Source organism: Streptomyces sp. TLI_185 (assembly GCF_003814765.1).
Lineage (GTDB): Bacteria > Actinomycetota > Actinomycetes > Streptomycetales > Streptomycetaceae > Streptomyces.
On record NZ_RKRB01000001.1, the window covers coordinates 909,459 to 930,598 of the forward strand.

Consider the following 21,140-nt stretch of genomic DNA (forward strand, 5'->3'; position numbering starts at 1 on the left):
CCGGACCGTTCCGAGGCCACAGCCCGCCAACCTTTCCGCTCTGCCATGACAATCAGGGCCGCGCCCTCCGTGAGCGAGGCCGCCCCACACTTCGGGGCGAACCTCACTGTGATCCACACACCGGAGCCGGCGACCGCGGCGACTCGGGGCATCGAGCGCAGCAGGTCCGCCCGCCCGGTCGGCGTGATGTCGTACGAGGCGCGGATCGCTGGCAAGGGGACGCCGTTCCGAGCCGGCCGATCCTCAACCGTACGATCCGGCTGATGGAGGACAGGTCTCATCGCGGGCACTCCCGGGAACTGCGGCACGACCTCCTGGACCACGCCGCAAGGACGGGGCAACTCAGCACTGCCCGGCGCCCCACAGGCGCCGGGCAGTGTGCGCTCAGGTCAGGACGAGCTCGAGTACGGTGACCGAGAGTGGTGGCACGATGCTGGTGAAGGATGCTGCTGCGCCCGTAACGGTGCTTGTTCTGGGCGCCAGTGTGTCGGGGTCCGTCAGCGTGTTGGTGGCCGTGCGCGAGGTGCCGGTCAGGACCGTCGCGGTGGCCTGCCGCTTGACCCCCTTGGCCAGCCCCTTGAGTTCGACCGGCACGTTCAGCTTCTGCGTCCCGGAGTTGACGACCGCGAGGTAGAGGCGGTTCCCGGAGCGGGTGGCCACGGTGGCGAGGCCGGGCAGCGCACGTGCGGTGGCCGGCAGAACTGTCCTGCCGAGCCTGCTCGTCAGCATGTGCTGGGCCCAGTAACTGGGCGACACATAGCTGTTGAGGTTGTCGTAGGCGATCAGGTTGGTGGCCCAGACGTTGTTCTTGACGTGCGAGAAGAGCGGCGCATAGCACTCCATGAGGACCTGGTCCGAGTTGCGGATCAGTCCGGCCAGCCAGGCGGCGTCACCGAGCGCCGCGTTGAGGTCGGGTGTGGGGCGGCCCTCCTGGGCGGCCCATTCCCCGACGAAGACCTTGGTCGAGTTGCGGTCCCGGTTGTCGTACTTGTGGGTGGCCGCCTGGGCGGCGGACGGTGCCAGGTAGTAGTGCTCGTCGATCAGGTCCGGCGTGCGGCTCGTCACCGTCGTCGTGGCGATCAGCTTCAGGTGCGGGTACTTCGCCTTGATCGCGTCGTGGAAGGCCGCGAACCGCTCGTCGTACGACCCCGAGGTGTCGAACCAGTCCTCGTTGCCGATCTCCACGTACTCCAGGGGGAACGGCTCCGGGTGTCCGTCGGCGGCACGTCGTGCGCCCCAGGTGCTGGTGGCGGGACCGGTGACGTACTCGATCTCGTCGAGGGCGTCCTGGATGTACGGCTTGAGCGCGTCGCCGGTGACGTGTTCGCCCTTGAGCGCGTAGCCGGCGAACACGGCGAGGACCGGCTGGGCGTGCAGGTCCTCGACCCATTCCAGGTATTCGAGGAGTCCGAGGCCGTCCGTGGACCAGTAGCCCCAGGCGTCGTCCATGTGGCCGGGGCGCTCCCAGACCGGGCCGATGGTGTTCTTCCAGTTGAACCGGGTCGCGATGGTGTTGCCCTCGAGGAAGTTCCCGCCGGGGAAGCGCAGGAACTTCGGCTTCAGGGCGATGAGTTTGTCCATCAGGTCGGTGCGCAGGCCGTTGGGGCGGTGGTTGTGGGTGGGTGGGAAGAGGGAGACGTGCTGGAGCCACAGGGTCTCGCCCGCGGCGGCGGGGTCGGCGGCGGTGACGGTCAGTCTCGCGTCGCCGGTCACGGGGGTGCGCGCCCCGGTGCGCAGGGTCAGTTCGTACGGGCGGCCGGGGAAGGCGGTGCCGATGTGGGGCACGTGGGCGGACGCGTACACCGTCGCGCCGTCCGCGGACTCGATGGTCACCGTGAGCGCGCCGATGCGTCGTGACGCCTTGGCGAACAGCCGGGCGGTGTAGGTGGTTCTGGGCCGCACCGGTATGCCCCAGAAGCCGTCGTTGGCGACACCGGCTCGGTTCCCGGCTCCGGTGTTGCTCGGCAGCACGACCTTGAGGGAGCGGTTGAGCGCGGCGTTGAGCGGGTTGGTGGTGTCGAGTGCGAGGGTCGTTCCGCCGACGGCGGACCAGTGGACGGGCGACGTGTCGCTGGCCATCATCGAGCGGTTCTGCACCAGTTCGGCGTAGATGCCGCCCTCTCCGGAGTGGTTGATGTCCTCGAACATCAAACCGGGGAGGATGGGGGACACGGCGTGCGCGGGCGTGCCGACGTCCACGCTCAGCAGCGGTGTCGTGGTCTCCACCGGTACCCCGGCCAGCGCCGCGACCTGCTCGGAGGTGAGGACGGACGGGAACATCCACACGTCGTCGATCAGGCCGTGCCACTGGTCGACGTGCCCACCGCCGTAGAGCGCACGGCCGATGGCGGTGTCACCGCTGCTGGCCCAGCCTGCCGTGTAGGCGGTCTCCCCCTCCAGCACGCCGTTGACGTAGAGACGGATGACGCCGGCGGTCGGGTCGCTGACGCCGACCAGGTGGGTCCAGGTGTTGGTGGTGGGAGCTGAAGCAGCGGCTGCCACGGCGGCACCCTGCGTGGCGTCCGAGTCGAGCCGGGCGAAGGCGAAGGTGCCGGTGTCGTCGCGCAGTCCCAGGTAGAAGGAGCTGACCACCTTGCCGTCGATGCTGACGGCGGTCTGGTAGCCGCCGAGTTGAGCCAGGTTGACCCAGACGCCCACCGAGAACGCCTTGGAGGTGTCGAGGGCCGGCCCGGGCGCGGTGGCGTTGCCGCCCGCCGTGAGGCTCAGGCTGTGGGTGCCGACCTTGCCGGTGTCCCAGCCCGCGGCCGCTTGGAGCGTCGCGGTGCGACTGTTGCCGGAGACGTCGGCGGCGGAGGTGCCGGCGCCCTCGTCGAAGGTCCAGTGGGCGGCCGCGGCGGGGAGGTCCGCGGCAGTGGCATTTGCGGTGGCGCTGGTGGGATCGGCGGCCCTGGCGGGGACGGTGGCGGCGAACGTCCCGGCGAGGGAGGCGGCGCCAAGGACGGTGAGGACGGTTCTCCGGGGCACTCCGGCTTCTGAAGGCATGCGGCTCATTCCTTTGTGACAGACCGTTGTGTTGTGTACCTGCCGGAGTCGGGCGGCCTGCCTCAGCCGTCAGCCGACATTGTTCGATATCTCGTACGATGGTCGGTACTTCGAGCAGCAGGGATCTTAGGGTGTTGGTGAGGTCCGTCAACACCCCTCGTACGGCAATGCTTTTGCGAGTCCCTGTGCCGGACGGGGCTGCCGATGTTCGCGGCGGCCAAGCCACGATCCCCGGCGGCCACGCCACCGACGCCACCCCCCGGGGCTTGGCGGGTGCGGGGCCCGAGGGCTTCCACCACAGCCCCGAGCCGATCCACCGCGACGCCGTCCATCACGGTGGCATGATCGGCCCGGTCCTCGGTCCGCGGACTGGTCGCGCGGTCCTGCGCGGCGCCGTCGAGCTCGACGTTCAACCGCATCGACACCGCCGCCTACTACGCAGGCAACTCTGTCACCGTCAGCGCCAACACCCTGATTCGCGAGGCCATGCACCCCTACCCGGCCGGCTTGGTGTGGTGCGGCTGGAGCAGGAGCGCGCCACGAGCCCTTCGGCGCAGGTCGTCGCGAGCCTGGCCAGGGCACTGCAGCTGCAACCGGTGGAACGCGATCACGCCTACCGGCTGGCCGGCCTTCTCCCTTCCCAGGAAGGGGGCGATCTCCACGCATGTTCCGGCGGGAGTCCAAACGGATGCTGGCTCGCCTCGGCGAGTTCCCCGTGGGCGTGTTCAGTGCCGACTGGACCTTGCTGTCCTGGACTCCCGCATGGGCAGTGCTGATGGGCGACCCCAACGCACGGACACACGTCGAGCGGAACCTGGTGCGGGCGGTCTTCTCCGCAGGGCCCAGCGGGCTGGCGGCCTGGCTCGTGCTCCAGGACGGCGTCGAAGTCCCGGGCAGCTGTGTGCAGCCGGTCTCGGTGGTCGGGCAGTGCGCGGCCTGCTGCTGCTGACGCCCTGCGCCCCGCCCTCGTTGCCGATCTGCGGACGGCTCTCGTCGACTACCCCGGCGACCGTGCACTGATCGACCTTGTCGAAGAACTGCGCTTCACCAGTGCTGAGTTCACTCGCCTGTGGGACGAGGGTGCGGTCGGTCCGCACGTCTCGGCCCGAAAGACCGTCGTGCACCCCCAGATCGGCGAGGTGACGTGCGACTGCGACGTGCTCACCGTCCCGGGCTGCGACATCCGCCTCGTCGTCTACACGGTGGCAGCGGGCTCCGCCGATGCGGAGAAGCTGGAGTTCCTGCGGGTCGCCAAAGGCCTCCGCGCCGACGGCCCCTCGTCTCCGGGGCCGGGCCTGTTCTCCACGCCGTAGCAGTCGGGCCGGCCGGCCCCCGTCCGGCCGCCGGAGGTCGGGCCATCGTGGACCCCCACGGCAGGTTCGCGCCTGACAAGGGTGGCTTCGCCGGTGAGGCGGCGGCCCCGTATGAGTCGGGCGACGATGTGTTCGATCGTCCAGTGTCCGAGAGAGGTGCAGTCCGACGTTGCCGGTGGATGTATGCGGATACGCTGACGCATCGTCATTGCTGGAGGAGCGGATAAGCCTCGCGATGCATGCCGTCCCACTGCACCTGCGGGTCACCGCCACGCCCGGCTCGTCGACCGCAGAGCGTGCCCAGGACAGGATGCGCAAGCCGAAGAGGTCCGCACAACCACCGGCCGCGCCGAGCCGACGCCACGACGTGCCCGGACCGCAGGTCAGCGGGTTCGCCTGCTGGACCGTCCTGCCACGCGGAAAGACGGCCACTCGCGGTGCGGTGTACCTGCACGGCGGGAGAGCACCGAACAGCACTGGGCCTTGGTCGGCGCGCTGGCCGACGAAGGCGTCCGGGTCGAGGTGCCGTTCTACGGCCTGACCCCGCAGCACACCTACCGCGAGGCGTATCCGGTGGTGATCGAGAGATACCGGCAGCTCCTGGAACGGTTGCCCCCGCAGTGGCGAACGTCGCCGGCGACCAAGCCGACGGCGGTTTTGCGGTCGTGGCGCGATCGCAGGGTCTCACCGATGGTGCCGAGCAGGATCAACAGGATCGCGTGACGAACAGCGCGAGCCCCTGCCGAACGACGGAAGCCGGCAGGATGAAGCGGTGGGCGAGGGTGCCGCCTAAGTCGGATCCAGATCGGCGTGCAGCAAGTGGTGGTCCGAGTACCGGCTCGGATGCACACCATGCCCGACAGGGACGATGCTGCGCAGGAAGACGTAGTCGAACTTGCTCTGCCAGTCGGTGGTCGGCTTGCAGGTGCCGGTGGACGAGGGACGGCACTGTGGGTCTGCATCCGCGGCCAGGGCCCACATCGGGGTGAGCTCGGGGGCGTCCGGCACGGCGTTGAAGTCGCCCAGAACGATCGCGCGGTCGTGCCGGGCGACGGCTGCGGCGAGTACGGCGACCTGGTCAGCGCGGATCGCCTCTTGGCGCCGTTGAGCGAGGTGAGTGTTGAAAACCCGGACGGACCGGCCGCCCACCGTGGTGGTGACCGCCATGTACCCACGGTCTTCGGATCCACCGTCGGGGTACTCCACGTTGACCGCGTCCGTCATCGGCGCCGCCGAGAGGACCGCCTGGCCGAAGCCCCCCGGACTCCACGGCACTCCCCCGCAGCGGCCCCAACTCCGAAGAACCGCCCCGTACTCGACGTGGTAGACCAGCCCGTAAATGCTCTCCAGATAGTCCCGGATCCTCTCCACGTCACGCACGCACGCTTCTTGCAGACCGACGACCTGAGGCGCATACCTGGCGATCTCCGCTGCCCGGTCGACGTTGCCTTCCTCGCAGGGGTTGCACAGGTTCCACGTCATGACCCGGTTGGGCACGACATCCCTGACGGCATCTGCGGGCAGCGCTCTGGCAAAGGGGGCACCGCTCGGTGCGCTGGGGCCGACGAGCACCATGCAGGCCACGATCACGGTGCCCGCGAGCATCCGCGTGCCCCTCCCGAACACCGTCGCCTCCCCAAGGTGGACCCACGTGGCATCTGCCGTCTCCCTGCACGAGGTTATGAGACGGGGCCGCTTACAACGTGCGGTGTGCCGGATCTCGTTGCCTTAGAAGCCGTATCTCAACCGAACGTGATCACTTGATTTCCGCTGGTCAGGCATGGTCTAGCTCGGAATGAGGGAGGCATGCGACGTCTTGTTTCGGCTCCGTGATCGAGGGGTGCACGATGGCGTCGGTGTTGGGAATGCTGGGGGAGCGGGAGACAGCGGCCCGGGTGCGGGTGGAAGGACTGCGCGAGGAAGTCGCGCGGCTGTCCGAGGTACTGGAGGCTGCGGAGATCGAGCTGGACCGGCGGGTGATCGCGCGGGAGGAACTGGTCGAGGCCCTGGCGGCCACGGCTGCCGAGACCACCGCTGTGACCAAGGCGGAGACGGAAGCCGTGTCCTCACCTGCGCCGGTGCCGGGCTCGATCGTGCCGCCTTGGCGCGAAGGACTGCCGGTGACGGTGCTGGCGCCGGACTATCAGCGGATCCTGGGTGTGCTCGAGGAGCGGCAGTCGGCGGGCCAAGGACCGGTGAAGGCCAAGGAGATCGCGGTGGTGCTGGGCCTTCAGCCGACGTCGGCGAAGGTCGAGGGGGTGCGCTCGAAGGCCAGGCGCCTGGCGGAGCGAGGGTGGCTCGTGCAGGAGACGTCGGGAATGTTCAGCGCGGGCCGGCGGCCCGCGGCCGTGCCAGGCGCCGTCCCATCCGCGTGACCATCGACCATCGGATCATCGCCTCGCTGCTGGCCGGCAACGTCTCGTAGTCCCGGGCCAGCCGGCGTGAATGCATCAGCCATGCGAACGTGCGCTCTATTACCCAGCGCCTCGGCAGCACCACGAACCCCTGCATGTCGTCGGTTCGCTTGACGACCTGAAGGGTAAGCGCGAGTTTCGCCCGTGCCCAGTCGACGATGCCGCCGGTGTAACCGCCGTCGGCCCAGACCAGGCAGATGTCACGGTGCAGGCGCCGCAGCCGTATCAGCAGGCCCATCGCGGCATCCTGGTCCCCGACGTTCGCGGCGGTCACCGCGACGACCAGCAGCAGACCGAGACAGTCCGTCACGATGTGCCGCTTGCGGCCACCCACCTTCTTCCCGCCGTCCCAGCCGCGCGAGACGGACGGCACCGAGGCGGCGGCCTTCACCGACTGCGCGTCGATGATCCCCGCCGTCGGCTCCGCCTCACGGCCCTCGCGCTCACGCACCCGTCCGCGCAACCGGTCGTGGAACTCGGTGAGCAGCCCGTGCTCGCGCCAGCGGCGGAAGAAGGCGTAGACGCGGCCCCAGTCGGGGAAGTCCGCGGGCAGCGCCCGCCAGGAGATCCCGCCCGCGACCAGGTAGCGGATCGCGTCCAGCAGCTGGCGGTGGCAGTAGCCCTCGGGCTGTCCGCCTCTGCCCTGGAGCCAGGCCGGCACCGGCAGCAAAGGCCGGATGGCCGCCCACTCCGCATCCGTCATGTCCGACGGATACCGGCGCACCCGATCGGGATGATCGGCCGCGTTGCCGTACACGTGCGCGAGGCAATCACACGATGGAGCAGCCGAGTTGAACTGAACGGGCTCGGACGCGTACAACAAGGACACTAGGGCCTCCCGGCACCACTCGGTTAGATTCGCATCCCCGAGCTACCGAGAGGCCCTAATCCGTTGCTAAGGGCGTTCCGGGGAAGCGGTTGGTTCCCGGGATGTTCGAGTACCGGACCGTGACACCTCGTGGCTGCCGGGCGGGCAACGCCTCGCTTTAGACAGCGTGCACGGTCCTGGTGCTCATGGTGGTGGCGGTCACGTGGGCGCCGTACGGATGCCCCAAGAGGCCCTGGCGTGTGATGCCTCAAGGCAGAGCGGCGACATGCGGGAGTTGGACGAGACGGGGACCGTGACGCGAGACCGGAACAACAGGACCTCCTGGCACTCCAGTGGTCGCAAACCCGAGCTAGGGGCCCCGTACTCAACACCCGGCCGAGATCGCCCGGCCAAGGACCGTGTTCGATCAGAACCAGCCTCACGATCGGTAGAGGGTTGTTACTCTGCGTTACGAATGGCGCTGTGTTGGCTCGTAGCCCCAGCTGATCGGGAGTGCCGGCGACGCAACCCGATGTCAGCCCGACATGACCTCGGGGTACCGGCTTGGGCTCACCAGGTCTTCGCAGCGGCGAGCAGATGCTCACGGACGAGCGTGACGTGAGGATTGATGGAACTGCCTGGGCGTTGGACGAGGTAGGCAGTGTTGATCGGGGGGTCCTCCGGCTGGTGCAGTAGCCGGAGGGCGCCGGAGGCGAGTTCGGTCCGGCACAGGTAGCTGGGCACGACGCTCCAGCCGGCGCCGGCCGTGAGGGCGGTGAGGACGCTGCGCAGGTCGGGGATGGTGATCGCGGCCTGGACGCGCAGGCGGCGGTCGAAGACGTGGCGCCAGTAGCGGCGGGCGATGGGCAGGTCCTCGGCGTAGGCGATCATGGGCAGGCTTTCCAGGGCAGTAGGCAGTTCCTGTCCCATGAGCTGTTCGGCCCAGACGGGGGCAGCAACCAGGACGAACTCCTCGTCGGCGAGGAGTTCGGCCTGCAGCGTCCGGCCCCGGGGCCGGCGGGTGGCGACGACGAGGTCGTGGCGTCCGGCCCGCATTTCCTCGAGCAGCGGTTCGGTCAGTCCGATGGCCACCCGCAGCCGGACGCCCTGCGCGACCAGCGGAGCCAGCGTCTGAAGGCCGAGGGTACTCATGAACTCTGCGGGCCCGGCCAGGTGCACCGGTCCCGCGGTGCTGCTCGGCTCCTCGCCGGTGATGTCGGCCAACTGATCCAGGGGGCCTGACAGTCGCGTGGCAAGTTCGTCCGCGTGGGGCAGCGAGGTGACACCGTGCGCCCGGCGTTCGAACAGTTCACGGCCCAGACGGTTCTCCAGCGCCCGGATCTGCGTGGTCACGGTGGACTGCGACAGCCCCAGCCGCCGTGCAGCGGCGGTGAAGGACCCCAGGCGGTGCACGGCAAGGAAGGTGCGCAACAGGTTCAGGTCCAGCGGACCCAATCCATGAGTGTCCTGATCGCTCACGGCGTCGAGCCTACGAGGTACGCACGGCAGCCACCTGCCATTCGTCCCCGTGCAGGGCATCGGTTCGTCGATACCTGGTATCGATGCCTTCATTGGCGCGATTTCTTCGGCGGCTTTAGTTTCGAACGCAGGAGCGCTGACGTTCTGAAGTCGAAACGTCAAAGCGTGAACCCCCAGCTCTCGGAGACCACCACACCATGTCGAAGATCCTTTTTGTGATGACCGGCGCCGACCACTGGACGCTGGCGGACGGCACCAAGCGCCCGACCGGCTTCTGGGCCGAGGAGGCCGTGGCCCCGTACCAGGCGTTCACGGCCGCCGGCCACGAGATCGTCGTCGCCACACCCGGCGGCGTCGTACCGCCTCTGGACCAGGGCAGCCTGGCGCCGCAGTTCAACGGCGGAGAGGTGGGGGCGAAGAAGGTGGCGGACGCCCTCGCCTCGATCGACGAGATTCAGCACCCCATCAGGCTGGAGGACGTCGACCTCGCCGACTACGCCGTCGTCTTCTACCCCGGTGGCCACGGCCCGATGGAGGACCTGGCCGTCGACGCCACATCCGGCAGGCTCCTCATCGACGCCCTCGCCTCGGGCAAGCCGCTCGGCGTGGTCTGCCACGCACCGGCCGCCCTGCTCGCCGCCACCACGGCCGACGGCGGCAACGCCTTCGCCGGCTATCGGCTCACCGGTTTCAGCAACGCCGAGGAGACCCAGACGGGCCTTGCGGCCAATGCCAAGTGGCTGCTCCAGGACCGTCTGGTCGAGATCGGCGCGGACTACCAGGAGGGCGAGCCGTGGGCCCCGAACGTGGTCGTCGACCGCAACCTGATCACCGGCCAGAACCCCGCCTCCGCCGGACCCGCCGCAGCCGAAATCCTCAAGAAGCTGGCCTGAACCTCGCATATCCGCTTGCGCCTGGGAGGGGCACCAGACGCTGCTTTCGCCAGCCGGCCCCGTACGGGCGCAGTGAGGCACGCGGACGACATCGGCACCTATGACAACGGCGACTGAGGCGGCCGACTCCTCACAAGCCGTCTCACTCTTGGCAGGTCGTGGCCATGAAAAAAGGCTCGTGATCCGGGCAGCCGCCACAGCCCTGCCTCACCGCCGGAGGCACACAGATGAGCAAGATCCTCGCCGTAGTCACCAACCAGTCGACCTACGGAACGAACCCCCACCGGACCGGGCTGTGGATCGCAGAGCTGGTTCACTTCTACGACCGAGTCCGCCAGGCTGGATTCGAGGTCGACATCGTCAGTCCGGAAGGGGGACAGGTACCGCTGGATCCGCGAAGCGTCAGATTGGCCGACAAAGAGGTTCGCAAGTACATGAACGATCGCGCGTTCATGTCGAGCCTGGACCACACCAGGAAGGCGGCCGACGTCGACCCGGCCGAGTATGCAGCGATCTTCTACACGGGCGGGCATGGCGTCATGTGGGACTTCCCCGGCAGTGCCGCGCTTCAGCAGGTCGCGCGGGATATCTATGAGAACGGCGGCGTGGTCTCCTCGGTCTGCCATGGTGCCTGCGGACTGCTGAACATCACGCTCTCCGACGGCTCCCTGCTCGTCGAGGGCCGCACGGTCACCGGGTTCTCCACCGCGGAGGAGCGAGTCGCCATGGTGAAGAGCCGGGTGCCGTTCCTGGTGGAGGACGAGTTCCGCAAGCGGGGCGCGAACTATGTCAAGGCCACCATCCCGATGACCCCCTTCGCCACCGCTGACGGCAGGCTCGTGACGGGACAGAACCCCGTTTCCACCAAGGTCGTCACGGCAAAGATCATCGAGACGCTGCGCCAACTTTGACCTTGATCCGCATCGGCCGGACCGGTCCTGCTCGTGAAGTGTCTCGGGGCGTTTGACGGTTCTGCTCGCGTCTTGTCGGTGACAGGTGGCTTGTTCTTCGAGCTCAGGGCTGTCCGGGTCCTGGGCTCGTCAGTTTCCAGTGCGCGGGCTGGACAGTGCCCTCTCACTCGCATTTTCACAACGTCGGACCGGCGTATGTGCCGTCCGTCAGGCGGCGCACTCGGAGGAATGTCTTGAAAGCAGTTTCGATCAAGGAACCCGGTGGGCCGGAAGTCCTGCAGTGGATCGATGTGGAGGACCCCGTCCCCGCGAGGGGTGAAGTGGTCATCGACGTCGTTGCCAGCGCCGTCAATCGGGCCGATGTGGCACAGCGGCTGGGGCTGTACCCGGTTCCGGAGGGAGCGTCACCTTACCCGGGCCTGGAGGTCTCCGGACGGATCAGCGCTCTCGGCGAGGGTGTGACGCGTTGGCAGCCCGGCGACGAGGTGTGCGCACTGCTGACCGGAGGCGGATACGCGCAGAAGGTCGCTGTCCCTGAAGGGCAGCTGCTCACGGTGCCCAAGGGCGTCAGCCTGGTCCAGGCGGCAGCGTTGCCGGAAGCCACCGCAACGGTGTGGTCCAACGTCTTCATGACCGGTGGGCTGAAGCCAGGCGAGACCTTCCTCATGCACGGCGGAGCCGGCGGCATCGGCACGACAGCCATTCAGATCGCCAAGGCCCACGGTGCCCGCGTCGTCACCACCGTCGGCGGGCCCGAGCAGGCTGCCAGGGTCCGAGAACTCGGCGCCGACCTCGCGATCAACTACCGCACCGAGGACTTCGCCGAGCACGGCCCCTACGACGTGATCCTCGACGTCATCGGCGGCGACTACCTTCCGCGCAACATCCACTCCCTGGCCCTCGACGGGCGCTTGGTCGTCATCGGGCTGCAGAACGGCCTGACGGCCGAACTCAACCTCGTCGAACTCCTCGCCAGGCGTGCATCCGTGCACGGCACCACCCTGCGCTCCCGCCAAGCTGGACAGAGGGCAGCCATCGTGGCCGAAGTCCAGGAACATGTATGGCCATTGATCGAGAACGGAACGGTGCAGGTCGTCATCGACCGGACCCTGCCCATGGACCAAACCGCAGAAGCCCATCGCATCCTGGACGCCCACCACATCGGCAAAATCGTCCTACTCAACCCCGACGCGGCATGACTCCAAGAGTCGGCCGACCGACCCCGAACCGGTGCACGAGGCGATCGCACCGCGCCAAGCGGGAGGTTTGGACGGAGCGGGGACCGGCACACGGGACTGGAACAACAGGGACTCCACTCGAGTGGCGGCGCGACCCCGAGCTGCCCAGGAGGCTCTGTTCTCGTGCCAGCCACCCGGCCGAGATCACCCGACCTGGGCCGTTGTTCGATCCCAAATGTCCTGATGACCGATAGAGATACGGCTTCTTACGACACTCCCGGGAACTGCGGTACGGCCTCCTGGGCAACGTCGCAGTTCAGCAAGGGTGCAGCTCAGGCCCAGGCCGTCACCGGCACAAACGCGCTGTCCGGCCGGTTCCAATCAAATGATGCAGTCGTCAAAACCTGTGGGTGGGAGTGTCGGCCAGAGGCGATTCATCGGGCCACTCACGGTGATCGCTTCAGGAGAAGTCTGCTTCGGTGATGCCGTCGGGGTGCCCGGGCGGCCACTGCACCAACTCGATCCGGTAACCGTCGGGGTCGGTCAGCCACGATGTCTTCGGCCCGTGCGGACCGGCAGGGTGCTGGATGGGTTCCGGCTCCAGACCGGCGACGGTCAGCATCTCCAGGGTGGTGGCCAGCGTGTCCACCTGGATCGCGAGGTGGTCGAAACCGCTGCCCACGTCGACGCGTCCGTCACCTGGGCGGTGGACCAGTTCGAGCGAGGCCGCCGATTCGCCGGGGAACTTGAGGATCACCAGGCGAGTGCCGTCGCCGCCCTCGACCCTGCCTACCTCGGCGTAGCCCAGGGCGCTGTAGAAGTGCAGCGACTGGTCCAGGTCGGTGACACGGTAGGAGACGAAGAGCGTCTTCACGTCGCCTCCTGGTCGGAGTGGCGTGTGGTCGAACAGCCGCCGGCCGTCCCCGAGGAGCACCTGCACCAGGTGGATCTCCATCTCGTCGAGCTGCCCCGCTCGCAGCAGGGCTTGGGCCGCACCGGCCCCATGGACCATGACCGGCCGGTCCCCGGCGGCCTCGCGGGCCTCACGGGCGCAGTCCTCCACATCGGTGACGAATTGCGCATGGCCGGGTGGTACGTCTCCGTCGTCCACGTGGTGAGTGAGGACGAAGATCGGTACGCCGTCATGGTGGTCGCCCTGCCAACGCCCGGCGAGTTCGAAAGTCCGCCGGCCGGAGATCACCGCGCCGGTCGCCAGCGCTTCGCGGTAGACCTGTCCGTTCGGGCCGTCGGATTCTCGATCGTCGAGCCAGTTGAAGAGACGCCCGCCGTCGCGTCCGAGCTCCTGGCCCGGTCGATCGTCCGGACCCGCGATATAGCCGTCGAGCGACATCGACATGTACAGCCGAATCGGATTGCGCATCCTGGCCTCCATCTCTCCTCCATGACATCGCGACACATCGGTTCCTGGTTCCCGCAGAGGCGGTAGTGCCGCAAGGGAAGACTGCAGGCAAACGGCAAACTCATCGGCCCGGAGCTCAATTGTCAGTTGTGCTGCGGTTGAGGTTCCTCAGGCGGCGCTGAGCTCGGGACGTTGGGCGAGGCGGCCGCGTTCGAAGCGGACTCCGGCGCAAACGCGGGCGACGAGGTGGGGTGCGTTCATGGCCCGCCACCGCTGCCGGGCGGGCTCGAGGAGCTTGAACACCATCGCGAGGGCGGCGGGGTCGGGAGCCAGCCCCGCCGTTACCGACATGCCTGAGCTGGCCGCCGGGTTCACCGACACATTCACCAGCCACACCGTCAAGACCACCGAGCTGACCCTCCACGCCGTCATCGGCGGCGACGGCCCGCCGCTGTCGCTCCTGCCCGGCTGGCTCCAGTTCTGGTACAGCTGGCGCCTGGTCATGCCCGCCCTGGCCGAGCACTTCACCGTCATCGCACCCGACCTGCGCGGCATGGGCGCGAGCGACAAGCCCGCCGGCGGCTACGACGCCGCCACGCTCGCCGACGACATGGCTGAGTTGATGACCGCCCTGGGCCACGACCGCTTCGCCGTCGTCGGGTACGACCTGGGCATGCTGGTCGGCTACGCCCTCGGCGCGGGCCACCGCGACCGCGTCACCCGTGTGGTCGGAGCCGAGTCGATCCTTCCCGGCCTCACTCCGTTCCCGCCGATGCTGACGGACCCGACCACCAACGAGGTGATGTCGCACTTCGTCACCAACCGCCTCGCAGACCTCAACGAACGCCTGATCGCCGGCCGCGAGGAGATCTACTTCGGCTACCAGTTCGCGACCAAGACCGCCACACCCGGCGCCATCCCGCAGTACGCCGTGGACCTGTACGTCGACCACCTGCGCGACCCGGCCGCCCGGCGCGCCAGCTTCGAGTACTACCGCACCCTCGACACCACCGCCGAGCACGTCCAGCGCTCGCGTGACGAGGGGCTGTTGACCATTCCGGTCCTGGCCATAGGCGGTCGGCACAGCACCGGCACCATGCCGGAGGAAACCCTGCGCCTGGTGGCCACGGACGTCACCGGACTGGTCATCCCCGGAACCGGCCACTTCCTGCGCGAAGAGACGCCGGAGCAAATCGGCACGGCAGTACTGGAGTTCCTGCGCTGACCCGGCAAGCCAGAGACCGCCCCCGGTAGCACCACCACGGATGGTGACCGCGGCCCCACGTGCCGACGGTCGCCACCCGCTCCTGCTGCCTTCCCACACCGGAGGAAACACAGACAGTCGTACCTCTGCATAACCCCTTCCGGCCTGAAGGCTGCACGCAATGACCCGCACGACCGCAGACCAGCCCGCCCAGAGACACGCCGCAGCAATCGTTCCGGTGCCGCCCTTCGCCGGAATCGTGGCCTCGGTGATCGGGACCATGTTCGTTCCGGTCATGTAGGACCTGCCGACACCGCTGGACGCCGCATGCTCCAGGATGGCCGACATACTGACCAGCGCCTTCCGGTCCGCCGCTGTACGCCGGCGTCACCACGGGGCGGCTGGTGCGCGATTCTCAGGCATCCTCACGCCGGGGCAGTGATGGCGCGATGGATGGGCCCATCGGTCGCGCGCAGGGCAAGGCACGGGGCTGAGGAGCGGGCGGCGATGATGTCGGCTGCGATGGAAACCGCCGTCTCCCCTGAGGAGTTGGCGCCGATGTCCCGGCCGATCGGGGAGTGCAAGCGGAGTGCAGGCGGGTCCGTTGCTCGCCGGTCAGGTCGGTGGCGCGCAGGGCCTTCATCGGTTGCGCGTGAGTGCGCCGGGAGCCCATGGCACCCACGGGCGCCACGTCCAGCCTCAGGGCCAGTTCCAGCAGCGCGAGGTCGACCGGCACGGCGTTGAAGTCACCAAGGACGATCGGTCAGCGGTGTGGGTCGGTGATCTCCCGCAGGGCTTCCAGTGCCTGTCTCAGCTGCCGGGTGCGTCCGGGGCCCAGGTGGGCTGTCCATTGGCTCTGGATGTCGCGGACGACGGGCAGGCTCAGTTCGACGAGTTCGTGGCCGCGGGCGGTGATGGTGACCAGTCGGGCTCGTGCGTCGCGCGGGTCGGGCACGCGTCGGACGTATCCGGCTCGTTCGAGCTGGTCGACGATCGACCCGATGGTCTGCTTGCTGACCTGTGACGCCTCGGCCAGCTCGGCCAGCCGCGAGCCCTCCGGGCCGATCCGCTGGAAGACCCGTGCCTGGGTGAGCGAGATGTCGTGCCCGGCGGACTTCAGGGCGGCCATCACGGCCGACTCCATGAAGCGGTACGGGATGAACATCAGCAGTGCCAGGTTGAGCTCGTCAGCGTCGTCGTCGGTCATGCCTCCATCATTGCAGAAGGTCCGAAGCTCGTACTAATATGGTCCGAGATTCGGACCTTTGGAGGCTGTCGTGGACGACTCCGACTCGTACTGGGCCACTGTCCGCGCGACCCGTCTGCAGATCGCGGACCTGCTGGAAGAACTCGCCCCGGCCGAATGGGAGCAGGAGTCGCTGTGCCGGGGCTGGCGTGTGCGGGACGTGGCGGGACACCTCGCCCTGGTCCCTACCATCACCACCTGGGACATGGTCGCGGTCGCACCGCGTGCACGGTTCAGCCCCGACCGGATCAATACCGTCCTGGCCCGCCGGCACGGCTCCCGCGATCCCGCGGACCTGATCGCCGCGATCCGCAACGACGCCGGCACCCGGCGGACGGCGAAGGTGCTGGACACCCGCAACGCGCTCTTCGACGCGATCGTCCACGGCCAGGACATCGCCCTCCCGCTCGCTCGTCACTTTCCCGTCCCAGCCGAACACAGCCGCGAAGCACTGCGGCGGGTCTGGGCGATGGGCTGGCCGTTCCACGCCGAGCGCCGCCTGGCCGGTTTCGCGCTCCGGGCGACCGACACCGACTGGGCGGCGGGCGACGGACCGGAGATCGCCGGGCCCGCCCTGGCCCTTCTGCTGCTCTCGACCGGACGCACCGCCTGCCTGGACACCCTGCAGGGCGACGGCGTCGACCGGCTCAAGGCCTCGTACGCAAATCGCTGAGACATCCACTTGCACGAGAAACGGAGCATCTGATGCGTCGCACCATCGGCATGACCCTCTGCGCAGTTCTCGCCGTACTCGACCTGGCCGGCATCGTCGGCCTGTGGCAGCACCCCGGACCGCCGCCCGCCGTCGCCATCACCGGCGCGGTGCTGGGAGCCGTCACCCTGGCCGCCTACCGGCCCGCCGCCCGGGGCAACACCCGCGCCCTGCGGGTCGTCGTCGGCTCACGGCTGATCTCGGCACTGCTCGGCCTCCCGGTGTTCTTCACCACGGACGCACCCGGCTGGGCCCGGATCGTCGTGGCGGTCCTCATTGTCGGCACCGCCACCGCCATCGCGCTGCTGGCGCCTGCCGCCCGTCCGACCGCCGCCGAGCAGGCCTGACGCCACCGCCGCCGCCGGGCCGCTCGCAGTTGACCCTGACTCGGCCGGAGGAGGCGAGACCCATGAACGCTGTATCGAGGCGGGTGCTCCCTCATTCCGTCACGGCGTGCGATGAATCCGGGTGTCGTCGGGAGCGCCGCTCCAAGAAGGCACTCCGGAAAGGCGAACACCCATGAACACTCTGGCGATTCCGCGGGTCGCGGAGACGCAGTGGCAGGCCGTGGCCGACGATCGGATCGTCGGCCACGGCGATGTCTCGCACCGGCCGGACGGGCGGCTCTTCATCAGCATCGACGTGAAGCAGGACGCGGTCTTCGACCAGCTCGCCCCCGATGCCGTCAGGCCTCCCTGAGGCGCTCCAATTCCCCCGCCACTGCGGCATCCGGGTGCTAGCACCCCGCGCCCGGCCCGGTCTCCGTCCCGCACGCCAGGTCGATTCCTAGGTTGATCGTATGATCATCCACTTCTCGTCCCGGACAGCCCTCACCGCCTGCGCGCTCTGTGCGGCCGGCGTCCTGGCGTTCACGCCCATCGCGGTCGCCGCCGGTGCGGAGCCCACCCCGCCCGGCGTGCCGCGGGGCGCGCTGCCGGATCCCTCGTTCCTGTATCGCGAGGGCACTCAGGTGCGGGCCCATCACGGGGCGCCCGGGGTTCCGGACGTGTCCGCGCTGTCCTGGCTGGTCGCGGACGCCCATAGCGGGGACGTGCTGGCCGCGCACGACGCGCATCGCAAGCTGCCGCCCGCCAGCACACTCAAGACCCTGTTCGCGCTGACCGTGCTGCCGACGCTCCCCGCGAACGCCCGGCACACGGTGCGGGAGGAGGAGATGGAGGACATCGGTGAGGGCAGCAGCAGGGTCGGGGTCGCCGAGGGGAGGACGTACCGGATTGCCGACCTGTGGCGCGGGGTCTTCCTCAACTCCGGGAACGACGCCGTGGACGTGCTGGCCTCGCTGAACGGCGGCTGGCGGGCGACGGCCGCGCAGATGCAGGCCAGGGCCCGTTCGCTGGGGGCCCTCGACACGCAGGTGCGGTCGCCCGACGGGTACGACACTCCGGGCCAGGTGTCGTCGGCGTACGACCTGGCGGTGTTCGGCCGGGCGGGGCTGCGCAATCCGGACTTCGCACGCTACTGCGGTACGGCGGTGGCGAGGTTCCCGGGCGGGGGCAGCTGGTCGTACGAGATCGAGAACACCAACCGGCTGCTGACCGGGGCGGACGGTGTGCAGCCGTACCCGGGGCTGATCGGGGTCAAGAACGGTTACACGAGCAACGCGGGCAACACCCTCGTCGCCGCCGCCCGCCGGGGCGGACGCACGCTCGTGGTCACCGTGATGAACCCTCAGGCGGGCGGTGGCTTCGCCGTCTACGAGGAGGCGCGCGAACTGCTCGACTGGGGGTTCGAGGCCGCGGGGCGTGTCGAACCGGTGGGCTCGCTGGACGCGCTGCTGGACAGACCCCGGCCGGGGCCGCGCGCCACGCCCGTGGCCGTCGCGCCGGACGGCGGGTCGGGGTGGCCGACGGCGGGCGTCATCTCGGGTGCCGTCGCATTCGGCGCGGGGACGGTGGCGCTGGTGCTGCGGCGCAAGGGCGGGCTGTCGGCGCGGAGTTGACCCACCGGCAGCCACAGCAGAAGCCCCAGAGTGATCCACGTGTAGATGTTGCTGCCCAGGAAACCGTCCACTCCGGACGCGTCGTGGAACCACAGCCACACCACGCTGGTGCACAGCACCGCGTACAGGGCGCCGGCCACGCGTGGGTGCCCGGCGCGGATCAGCACCGCGAAGGACGGCAGCAGCCACACCAGGTGGTGCACCCAGGTGATGGGGCTGACGAGGCAGGCGGTCAGGCCGGTGAGGGCGAAGGCGGCCGGCCAGTTGGCCGCGGTGACGGCCCGGCGGGTGCGCCACGCCCAGACGCCGAGGACCACCAGGACCGCCGCGGCCCAGACCGCGCGGTCCGCCACGCCGAGCCGGGCCAGGATGCCCTGCAGCGACTGGTTGGAGACGTAGTCGAGGCGGCCCACCCGGTTCGTGTCCCACAGGGCCTCGGTCCAGTAGAAGCGGGAGGCGTCCGGGGCCACCCAGGCGGCGAGTCCTGTCGCCGCCGCGGTGACGGCCGTCGCGACCGCCGCGGCACGCCGGCGGCCGGCCAGCAGAAGCAGGCCGATGAAGAGGGCCGGCGTGAGTTTGATCGCGGCCGCCAGGCCGATGCCGACGCCTGCCCAGCGTTCCCGCCCGGTGGTGAGCAGCCAGGCGTCGGTGAGGACGAGGGCCAGGAGGAGGAGGTTGACCTGGCCGAAGCTGAAGGTGTCGCGGAGCGGTTCGAACAGGGCCAGCAGGCAGGCGCCCAGGGCGCATCCGAACCAGCCGTAGCGGCGCCATGCCCCCTCGGTGAGGATGTGCAGGACCCAGGCCAGGGCCGCCAGGTTGAACAGGAAGGATCCGGCGATCGCCGTGCGCAGGCCGACGAGGGCCATGGGCAGCATGCTGACGGCGGCGAACGGCGGATAGGTGAAGCCGTACGTCGTCCCCGGCACCTGGTAGTCGTAGAGCCGTCCGCCGTGGTGGATCCAGCTGTTGACGGCGCCGTGGTAGACGCGCAGGTCGAACCAGTCGCGCAGCAGCGGCACGGTCGCGGTGAAGGCGGTGACGGCGGCGGCGAGGGCGAGGACCAGGAACAGTCGGCCGCGGTCAGTGCGGGGCAGGGTCATACGGTTTCTCCGAGCGCGGGTGCGTGGGCCGCCTGGTGGACCTGCCACAGGACCACCACGGCCAGCGCCCCGCCGGAGACGGCCAGCATCAGCTGCCCGCTGTCGACCGGGCCGCCGCTGGGCAGGGTGGCGAGCGCGAGCACGCCCGTCACGGCCGCCACCCGGTGCCGTACCGAGGTGGTGGGTGCCGCGGCCGCGATGAGGAACAGCCCCCACAGGGCGTACCAGGGGCGGATCGCCGGGCCGAAGGCGGCCACGGCGGCCAGGCTCAGGCCGAGGGCGTAGACCGGGCGGGGGCGCAGCCGCCACCATATGGCCGCTATCACCAGCGCGGTGATCGCCAGGCCGAGCAGGTGCCAGACCGGCAGGGCGAGGGGCGCGAGGTCGCTACCGAGGTGTTCCAGCATGGCTCCGGTGGCCCGGCCGAGGAGGCTGGTCAACGCCCAGTTGTGCGGGGAGACGGGGGTGTCGAGAGCGCCTATCCAGCCGTATCCCGTGCCTGCGAGGGCTGTTGCGGCGGCCGTGGTGGCCGCGGCGGCAAGGGCGGTCGACAGGACGGCCTTCGCCGGACGGTGCCCGGCTCGCACCTGGAGGACGACGACCGCGGCGAGCCCGAGCACGGCGGGCGCCTTGACCAGGGCCGCGAGGGTGACGAGTACGGCTCCGAGGACCGGCCACCGGCCCAGTGCCGCGACCAGGCCGACGCCCAGCAGGCCGAGCATGATGGCGTCGTTGTGGGCGCCGGCGACCAGGTGGAGCAGCACCAGCGGGTTGAGGGCGCCGAGCCAGAGCGCGGCGGCCGGATCGGCGCCGCTGTGCCGGGCGAGCCGGGGCAGGGCGGCCGCCATCAGTGCCACTCCGAGCAGCGCGACCAACCGCATCCCGACCAGCCCGGCGGGGAGTTCACCGCGGGTCAGGCCGGACAGCGCGGAGGCGACGGCGAGGAACACCGGGCCGTACGGGGCGCCGGTGTGCTGCCACAGCGGGGCGACCTCGTCGGCGAGGGGGCCACCGAGCTGGGCGGGCCCGTATGCGTAGACGTCCATGTGGGCGTCGACCATGGCGCCCTGGGCGAGGTAGCTGTAGACGTCCCGGCTGAACAGCGGCGGGGCGAGCAGCAGCGGGGCCGCCCAGACGGCGAGCACCAGCAGCAGTTCGCGCGGGGTGGGCGCGTCGGCGCTGCGCACGAGCCGCCCGAGCAGCATCCAGGCGGCGATCAGCAGCACCACGCCGAAGTACACGCCGACCAGGCCCAGCGCCGCGCGGGCGGTCGCCGGGGACAGGAGATCCCGCACGGGCAGGGCGCCGGCCGTCTCACCTCCGAGGGCGAGGAAGGCGGTGCCGGCCAGGCCCAGAACCTGACAGCGGCGGAGATCGACGGGGAAAGCCATGGCCAACACTCGGAAAGCGTGTCAACGCCGGGTGGCCGGAAATTGACGCGCCGCCTTCCGGGCGGGGGCCTGCGTGTGACCGGCACGTGATCGTACGACCGGAGCGATGACTTCCGGCGCACGTCCCAGCTGGTGCCGCTGCTGACCGAGTTCCTGGGCTGAACCCCT

At 69.5% G+C, this 21,140-nt stretch carries 20 protein-coding genes and 1 pseudogene; 12 read left to right on the forward strand and 9 right to left on the reverse strand.

The genetic code is table 11. From position 1 onward, the window contains the following. Nucleotides 1–384 precede the first annotated feature (384 nt). Nucleotides 385–3,003: a LamG-like jellyroll fold domain-containing protein gene (locus tag EDD92_RS04215; RefSeq protein ID WP_123963054.1), complete on the reverse strand. Its 2,619-nt coding sequence runs from the start codon at nucleotides 3,001–3,003 to the stop codon at nucleotides 385–387. 688 nt (nucleotides 3,004–3,691) lie between these two features. Here EDD92_RS04215 and EDD92_RS52345 point away from each other — a divergent pair. From EDD92_RS52345 to EDD92_RS04225, 3 genes are all read left to right on the forward strand, one after another. Then, entirely contained in the window at nucleotides 3,692–3,952 is a 261-nt protein-coding gene (locus EDD92_RS52345; protein ID WP_399181816.1) for a hypothetical protein, read from the forward strand. Continuing rightward, nucleotides 3,903–4,316, forward strand: coding sequence for a hypothetical protein (locus EDD92_RS52350; protein WP_399181819.1), 414 nt, complete (start codon nucleotides 3,903–3,905; stop codon nucleotides 4,314–4,316). Before EDD92_RS52345 ends, EDD92_RS52350 begins: the two co-directional genes overlap by 50 nt. Before the next feature lie 483 nt (nucleotides 4,317–4,799). Beyond that, entirely contained in the window at nucleotides 4,800–5,039 is a 240-nt protein-coding gene (locus EDD92_RS04225; protein WP_123963055.1) for a hypothetical protein, read from the forward strand. Between the two features lie 66 nt (nucleotides 5,040–5,105). Here the strand turns inward: EDD92_RS04225 and EDD92_RS04230 are convergent, their stop codons facing one another. After that, nucleotides 5,106–5,921, reverse strand: a complete 816-nt coding sequence (locus EDD92_RS04230; protein WP_123963056.1) for an endonuclease/exonuclease/phosphatase family protein — start codon at nucleotides 5,919–5,921, stop codon at nucleotides 5,106–5,108. Nucleotides 5,922–6,163: 242 nt separating this feature from the next. Here EDD92_RS04230 and EDD92_RS04235 point away from each other — a divergent pair, with 242 nt between their 5' ends. Further along, the gene (locus EDD92_RS04235) at nucleotides 6,164–6,691 is read left to right on the forward strand and encodes a hypothetical protein (protein ID WP_179436212.1); all 528 of its coding nucleotides are present in this window, start codon (nucleotides 6,164–6,166) and stop codon (nucleotides 6,689–6,691) included. On the opposite strand, the gene EDD92_RS04240 is transcribed toward EDD92_RS04235, so the two are convergent. Both EDD92_RS04240 and EDD92_RS04245 read right to left on the reverse strand, forming a co-directional pair. After that, nucleotides 6,639–7,433 carry an IS5 family transposase gene (locus tag EDD92_RS04240; RefSeq protein WP_123963057.1) on the reverse strand — a complete coding sequence of 265 codons (795 nt, stop codon included), beginning with the start codon at nucleotides 7,431–7,433 and terminating at the stop codon, nucleotides 6,639–6,641. The genes EDD92_RS04235 and EDD92_RS04240 overlap by 53 nt on opposite strands. 675 nt (nucleotides 7,434–8,108) lie before the next feature. Next, complete coding sequence (locus EDD92_RS04245; RefSeq protein ID WP_260326308.1) at nucleotides 8,109–9,017, reverse strand: LysR family transcriptional regulator; 909 nt, start codon at nucleotides 9,015–9,017, stop codon at nucleotides 8,109–8,111. Nucleotides 9,018–9,214: 197 nt separating this feature from the next. On the opposite strand from EDD92_RS04245, the gene EDD92_RS04250 reads away from it, so the two are divergent. The 3 genes from EDD92_RS04250 to EDD92_RS04260 all read left to right on the forward strand — a co-directional run bounded on the left by EDD92_RS04250 (nucleotide 9,215) and on the right by EDD92_RS04260 (nucleotide 12,020). Next, complete coding sequence (locus EDD92_RS04250) at nucleotides 9,215–9,910, forward strand: type 1 glutamine amidotransferase domain-containing protein (protein ID WP_095849785.1); 696 nt, start codon at nucleotides 9,215–9,217, stop codon at nucleotides 9,908–9,910. A 227-nt stretch (nucleotides 9,911–10,137) separates the two neighbouring features. After that, on the forward strand, nucleotides 10,138–10,821 hold the full coding sequence (locus EDD92_RS04255; protein WP_093868131.1) for a type 1 glutamine amidotransferase domain-containing protein: 684 nt from the start codon (nucleotides 10,138–10,140) through the stop codon (nucleotides 10,819–10,821). A gap of 233 nt (nucleotides 10,822–11,054) precedes the next feature. Beyond that, the gene (locus EDD92_RS04260; RefSeq protein WP_095849784.1) at nucleotides 11,055–12,020 is read left to right on the forward strand and encodes an NAD(P)H-quinone oxidoreductase; all 966 of its coding nucleotides are present in this window, start codon (nucleotides 11,055–11,057) and stop codon (nucleotides 12,018–12,020) included. A gap of 439 nt (nucleotides 12,021–12,459) precedes the next feature. On the opposite strand, the gene EDD92_RS52355 is transcribed toward EDD92_RS04260, so the two are convergent. Beyond that, the gene (locus tag EDD92_RS52355; protein WP_399181826.1) at nucleotides 12,460–13,380 is read right to left on the reverse strand and encodes a VOC family protein; all 921 of its coding nucleotides are present in this window, start codon (nucleotides 13,378–13,380) and stop codon (nucleotides 12,460–12,462) included. A 147-nt stretch (nucleotides 13,381–13,527) separates the two neighbouring features. Further along, on the reverse strand, nucleotides 13,528–13,710 hold the full coding sequence (locus EDD92_RS04275) for a hypothetical protein (protein WP_221268304.1): 183 nt from the start codon (nucleotides 13,708–13,710) through the stop codon (nucleotides 13,528–13,530). Between EDD92_RS04275 and EDD92_RS04280 the strand changes: the two genes are divergently transcribed. After that, a complete protein-coding gene (locus EDD92_RS04280; RefSeq protein ID WP_123963058.1) occupies nucleotides 13,709–14,584 on the forward strand; it encodes an alpha/beta fold hydrolase in 876 nt (291 codons plus the stop codon). The two genes, EDD92_RS04275 and EDD92_RS04280, sit on opposite strands and share 2 nt — an antisense overlap. Nucleotides 14,585–15,326: 742 nt before the next feature. Here EDD92_RS04280 and EDD92_RS04285 read toward each other — a convergent pair. Beyond that, entirely contained in the window at nucleotides 15,327–15,770 is a 444-nt protein-coding gene (locus EDD92_RS04285; protein ID WP_123963059.1) for a MarR family winged helix-turn-helix transcriptional regulator, read from the reverse strand. A gap of 70 nt (nucleotides 15,771–15,840) precedes the next feature. Between EDD92_RS04285 and EDD92_RS04290 the strand changes: the two genes are divergently transcribed. From EDD92_RS04290 to EDD92_RS04305, 4 genes and pseudogenes are all read left to right on the forward strand, one after another. Then, on the forward strand, nucleotides 15,841–16,482 hold the full coding sequence (locus EDD92_RS04290) for a maleylpyruvate isomerase family mycothiol-dependent enzyme (protein WP_123963060.1): 642 nt from the start codon (nucleotides 15,841–15,843) through the stop codon (nucleotides 16,480–16,482). Between the two features lie 32 nt (nucleotides 16,483–16,514). Continuing rightward, a complete protein-coding gene (locus tag EDD92_RS04295; RefSeq protein ID WP_123963061.1) occupies nucleotides 16,515–16,868 on the forward strand; it encodes a hypothetical protein in 354 nt (117 codons plus the stop codon). Nucleotides 16,869–17,040: 172 nt separating this feature from the next. Beyond that, nucleotides 17,041–17,220 (forward strand): hypothetical protein, encoded by a 180-nt coding sequence (locus EDD92_RS04300; RefSeq protein ID WP_311736755.1) that lies wholly within the window; start codon nucleotides 17,041–17,043, stop codon nucleotides 17,218–17,220. Between the two features lie 100 nt (nucleotides 17,221–17,320). Next, a pseudogene (locus EDD92_RS04305) lies at nucleotides 17,321–18,151 on the forward strand (D-alanyl-D-alanine carboxypeptidase family protein); the annotation flags it as partial. An 83-nt stretch (nucleotides 18,152–18,234) separates the two neighbouring features. Here the strand turns inward: EDD92_RS04305 and EDD92_RS50865 are convergent. Together EDD92_RS50865 and mptB are read right to left on the reverse strand one after the other, a co-directional pair. Beyond that, the gene (locus EDD92_RS50865; protein WP_123963063.1) at nucleotides 18,235–19,581 is read right to left on the reverse strand and encodes a glycosyltransferase 87 family protein; all 1,347 of its coding nucleotides are present in this window, start codon (nucleotides 19,579–19,581) and stop codon (nucleotides 18,235–18,237) included. Further along, entirely contained in the window at nucleotides 19,578–20,972 is a 1,395-nt protein-coding gene (gene mptB, locus EDD92_RS04315) for a polyprenol phosphomannose-dependent alpha 1,6 mannosyltransferase MptB (protein WP_123963064.1), read from the reverse strand. The genes EDD92_RS50865 and mptB overlap by 4 nt, the downstream gene beginning before the upstream one ends. Nucleotides 20,973–21,140: the final 168 nt, after the last annotated feature.

Excerpts from the sequence above, each read along its gene's own strand:
- EDD92_RS04215 (WP_123963054.1), bottom strand. The coding sequence starts at position 3,003 with ATGCCTTCAGAAGCCGGAGTGCCCCGGAGAACCGTCCTCACCGTCCTT.
- EDD92_RS52345 (WP_399181816.1), top strand. The coding sequence starts at position 3,692 with ATGCTGGCTCGCCTCGGCGAGTTCCCCGTGGGCGTGTTCAGTGCCGAC.
- EDD92_RS04230 (WP_123963056.1), bottom strand. The coding sequence starts at position 5,921 with ATGCTCGCGGGCACCGTGATCGTGGCCTGCATGGTGCTCGTCGGCCCC.
- EDD92_RS04235 (WP_179436212.1), top strand. The coding sequence starts at position 6,164 with ATGGCGTCGGTGTTGGGAATGCTGGGGGAGCGGGAGACAGCGGCCCGG.
- EDD92_RS04240 (WP_123963057.1), bottom strand. The coding sequence starts at position 7,433 with ATGACGGATGCGGAGTGGGCGGCCATCCGGCCTTTGCTGCCGGTGCCG.
- EDD92_RS04250 (WP_095849785.1), top strand. The coding sequence starts at position 9,215 with ATGTCGAAGATCCTTTTTGTGATGACCGGCGCCGACCACTGGACGCTG.
- EDD92_RS04255 (WP_093868131.1), top strand. The coding sequence starts at position 10,138 with ATGAGCAAGATCCTCGCCGTAGTCACCAACCAGTCGACCTACGGAACG.
- EDD92_RS52355 (WP_399181826.1), bottom strand. The coding sequence starts at position 13,380 with ATGCGCAATCCGATTCGGCTGTACATGTCGATGTCGCTCGACGGCTAT.
- EDD92_RS04280 (WP_123963058.1), top strand. The coding sequence starts at position 13,709 with ATGCCTGAGCTGGCCGCCGGGTTCACCGACACATTCACCAGCCACACC.
- EDD92_RS04275 (WP_221268304.1), bottom strand. The coding sequence starts at position 13,710 with ATGTCGGTAACGGCGGGGCTGGCTCCCGACCCCGCCGCCCTCGCGATG.
- EDD92_RS04285 (WP_123963059.1), bottom strand. The coding sequence starts at position 15,770 with ATGACCGACGACGACGCTGACGAGCTCAACCTGGCACTGCTGATGTTC.
- EDD92_RS04295 (WP_123963061.1), top strand. The coding sequence starts at position 16,515 with ATGCGTCGCACCATCGGCATGACCCTCTGCGCAGTTCTCGCCGTACTC.
- EDD92_RS04300 (WP_311736755.1), top strand. The coding sequence starts at position 17,041 with ATGAACACTCTGGCGATTCCGCGGGTCGCGGAGACGCAGTGGCAGGCC.
- EDD92_RS50865 (WP_123963063.1), bottom strand. The coding sequence starts at position 19,581 with ATGACCCTGCCCCGCACTGACCGCGGCCGACTGTTCCTGGTCCTCGCC.
- mptB (WP_123963064.1), bottom strand. The coding sequence starts at position 20,972 with ATGGCTTTCCCCGTCGATCTCCGCCGCTGTCAGGTTCTGGGCCTGGCC.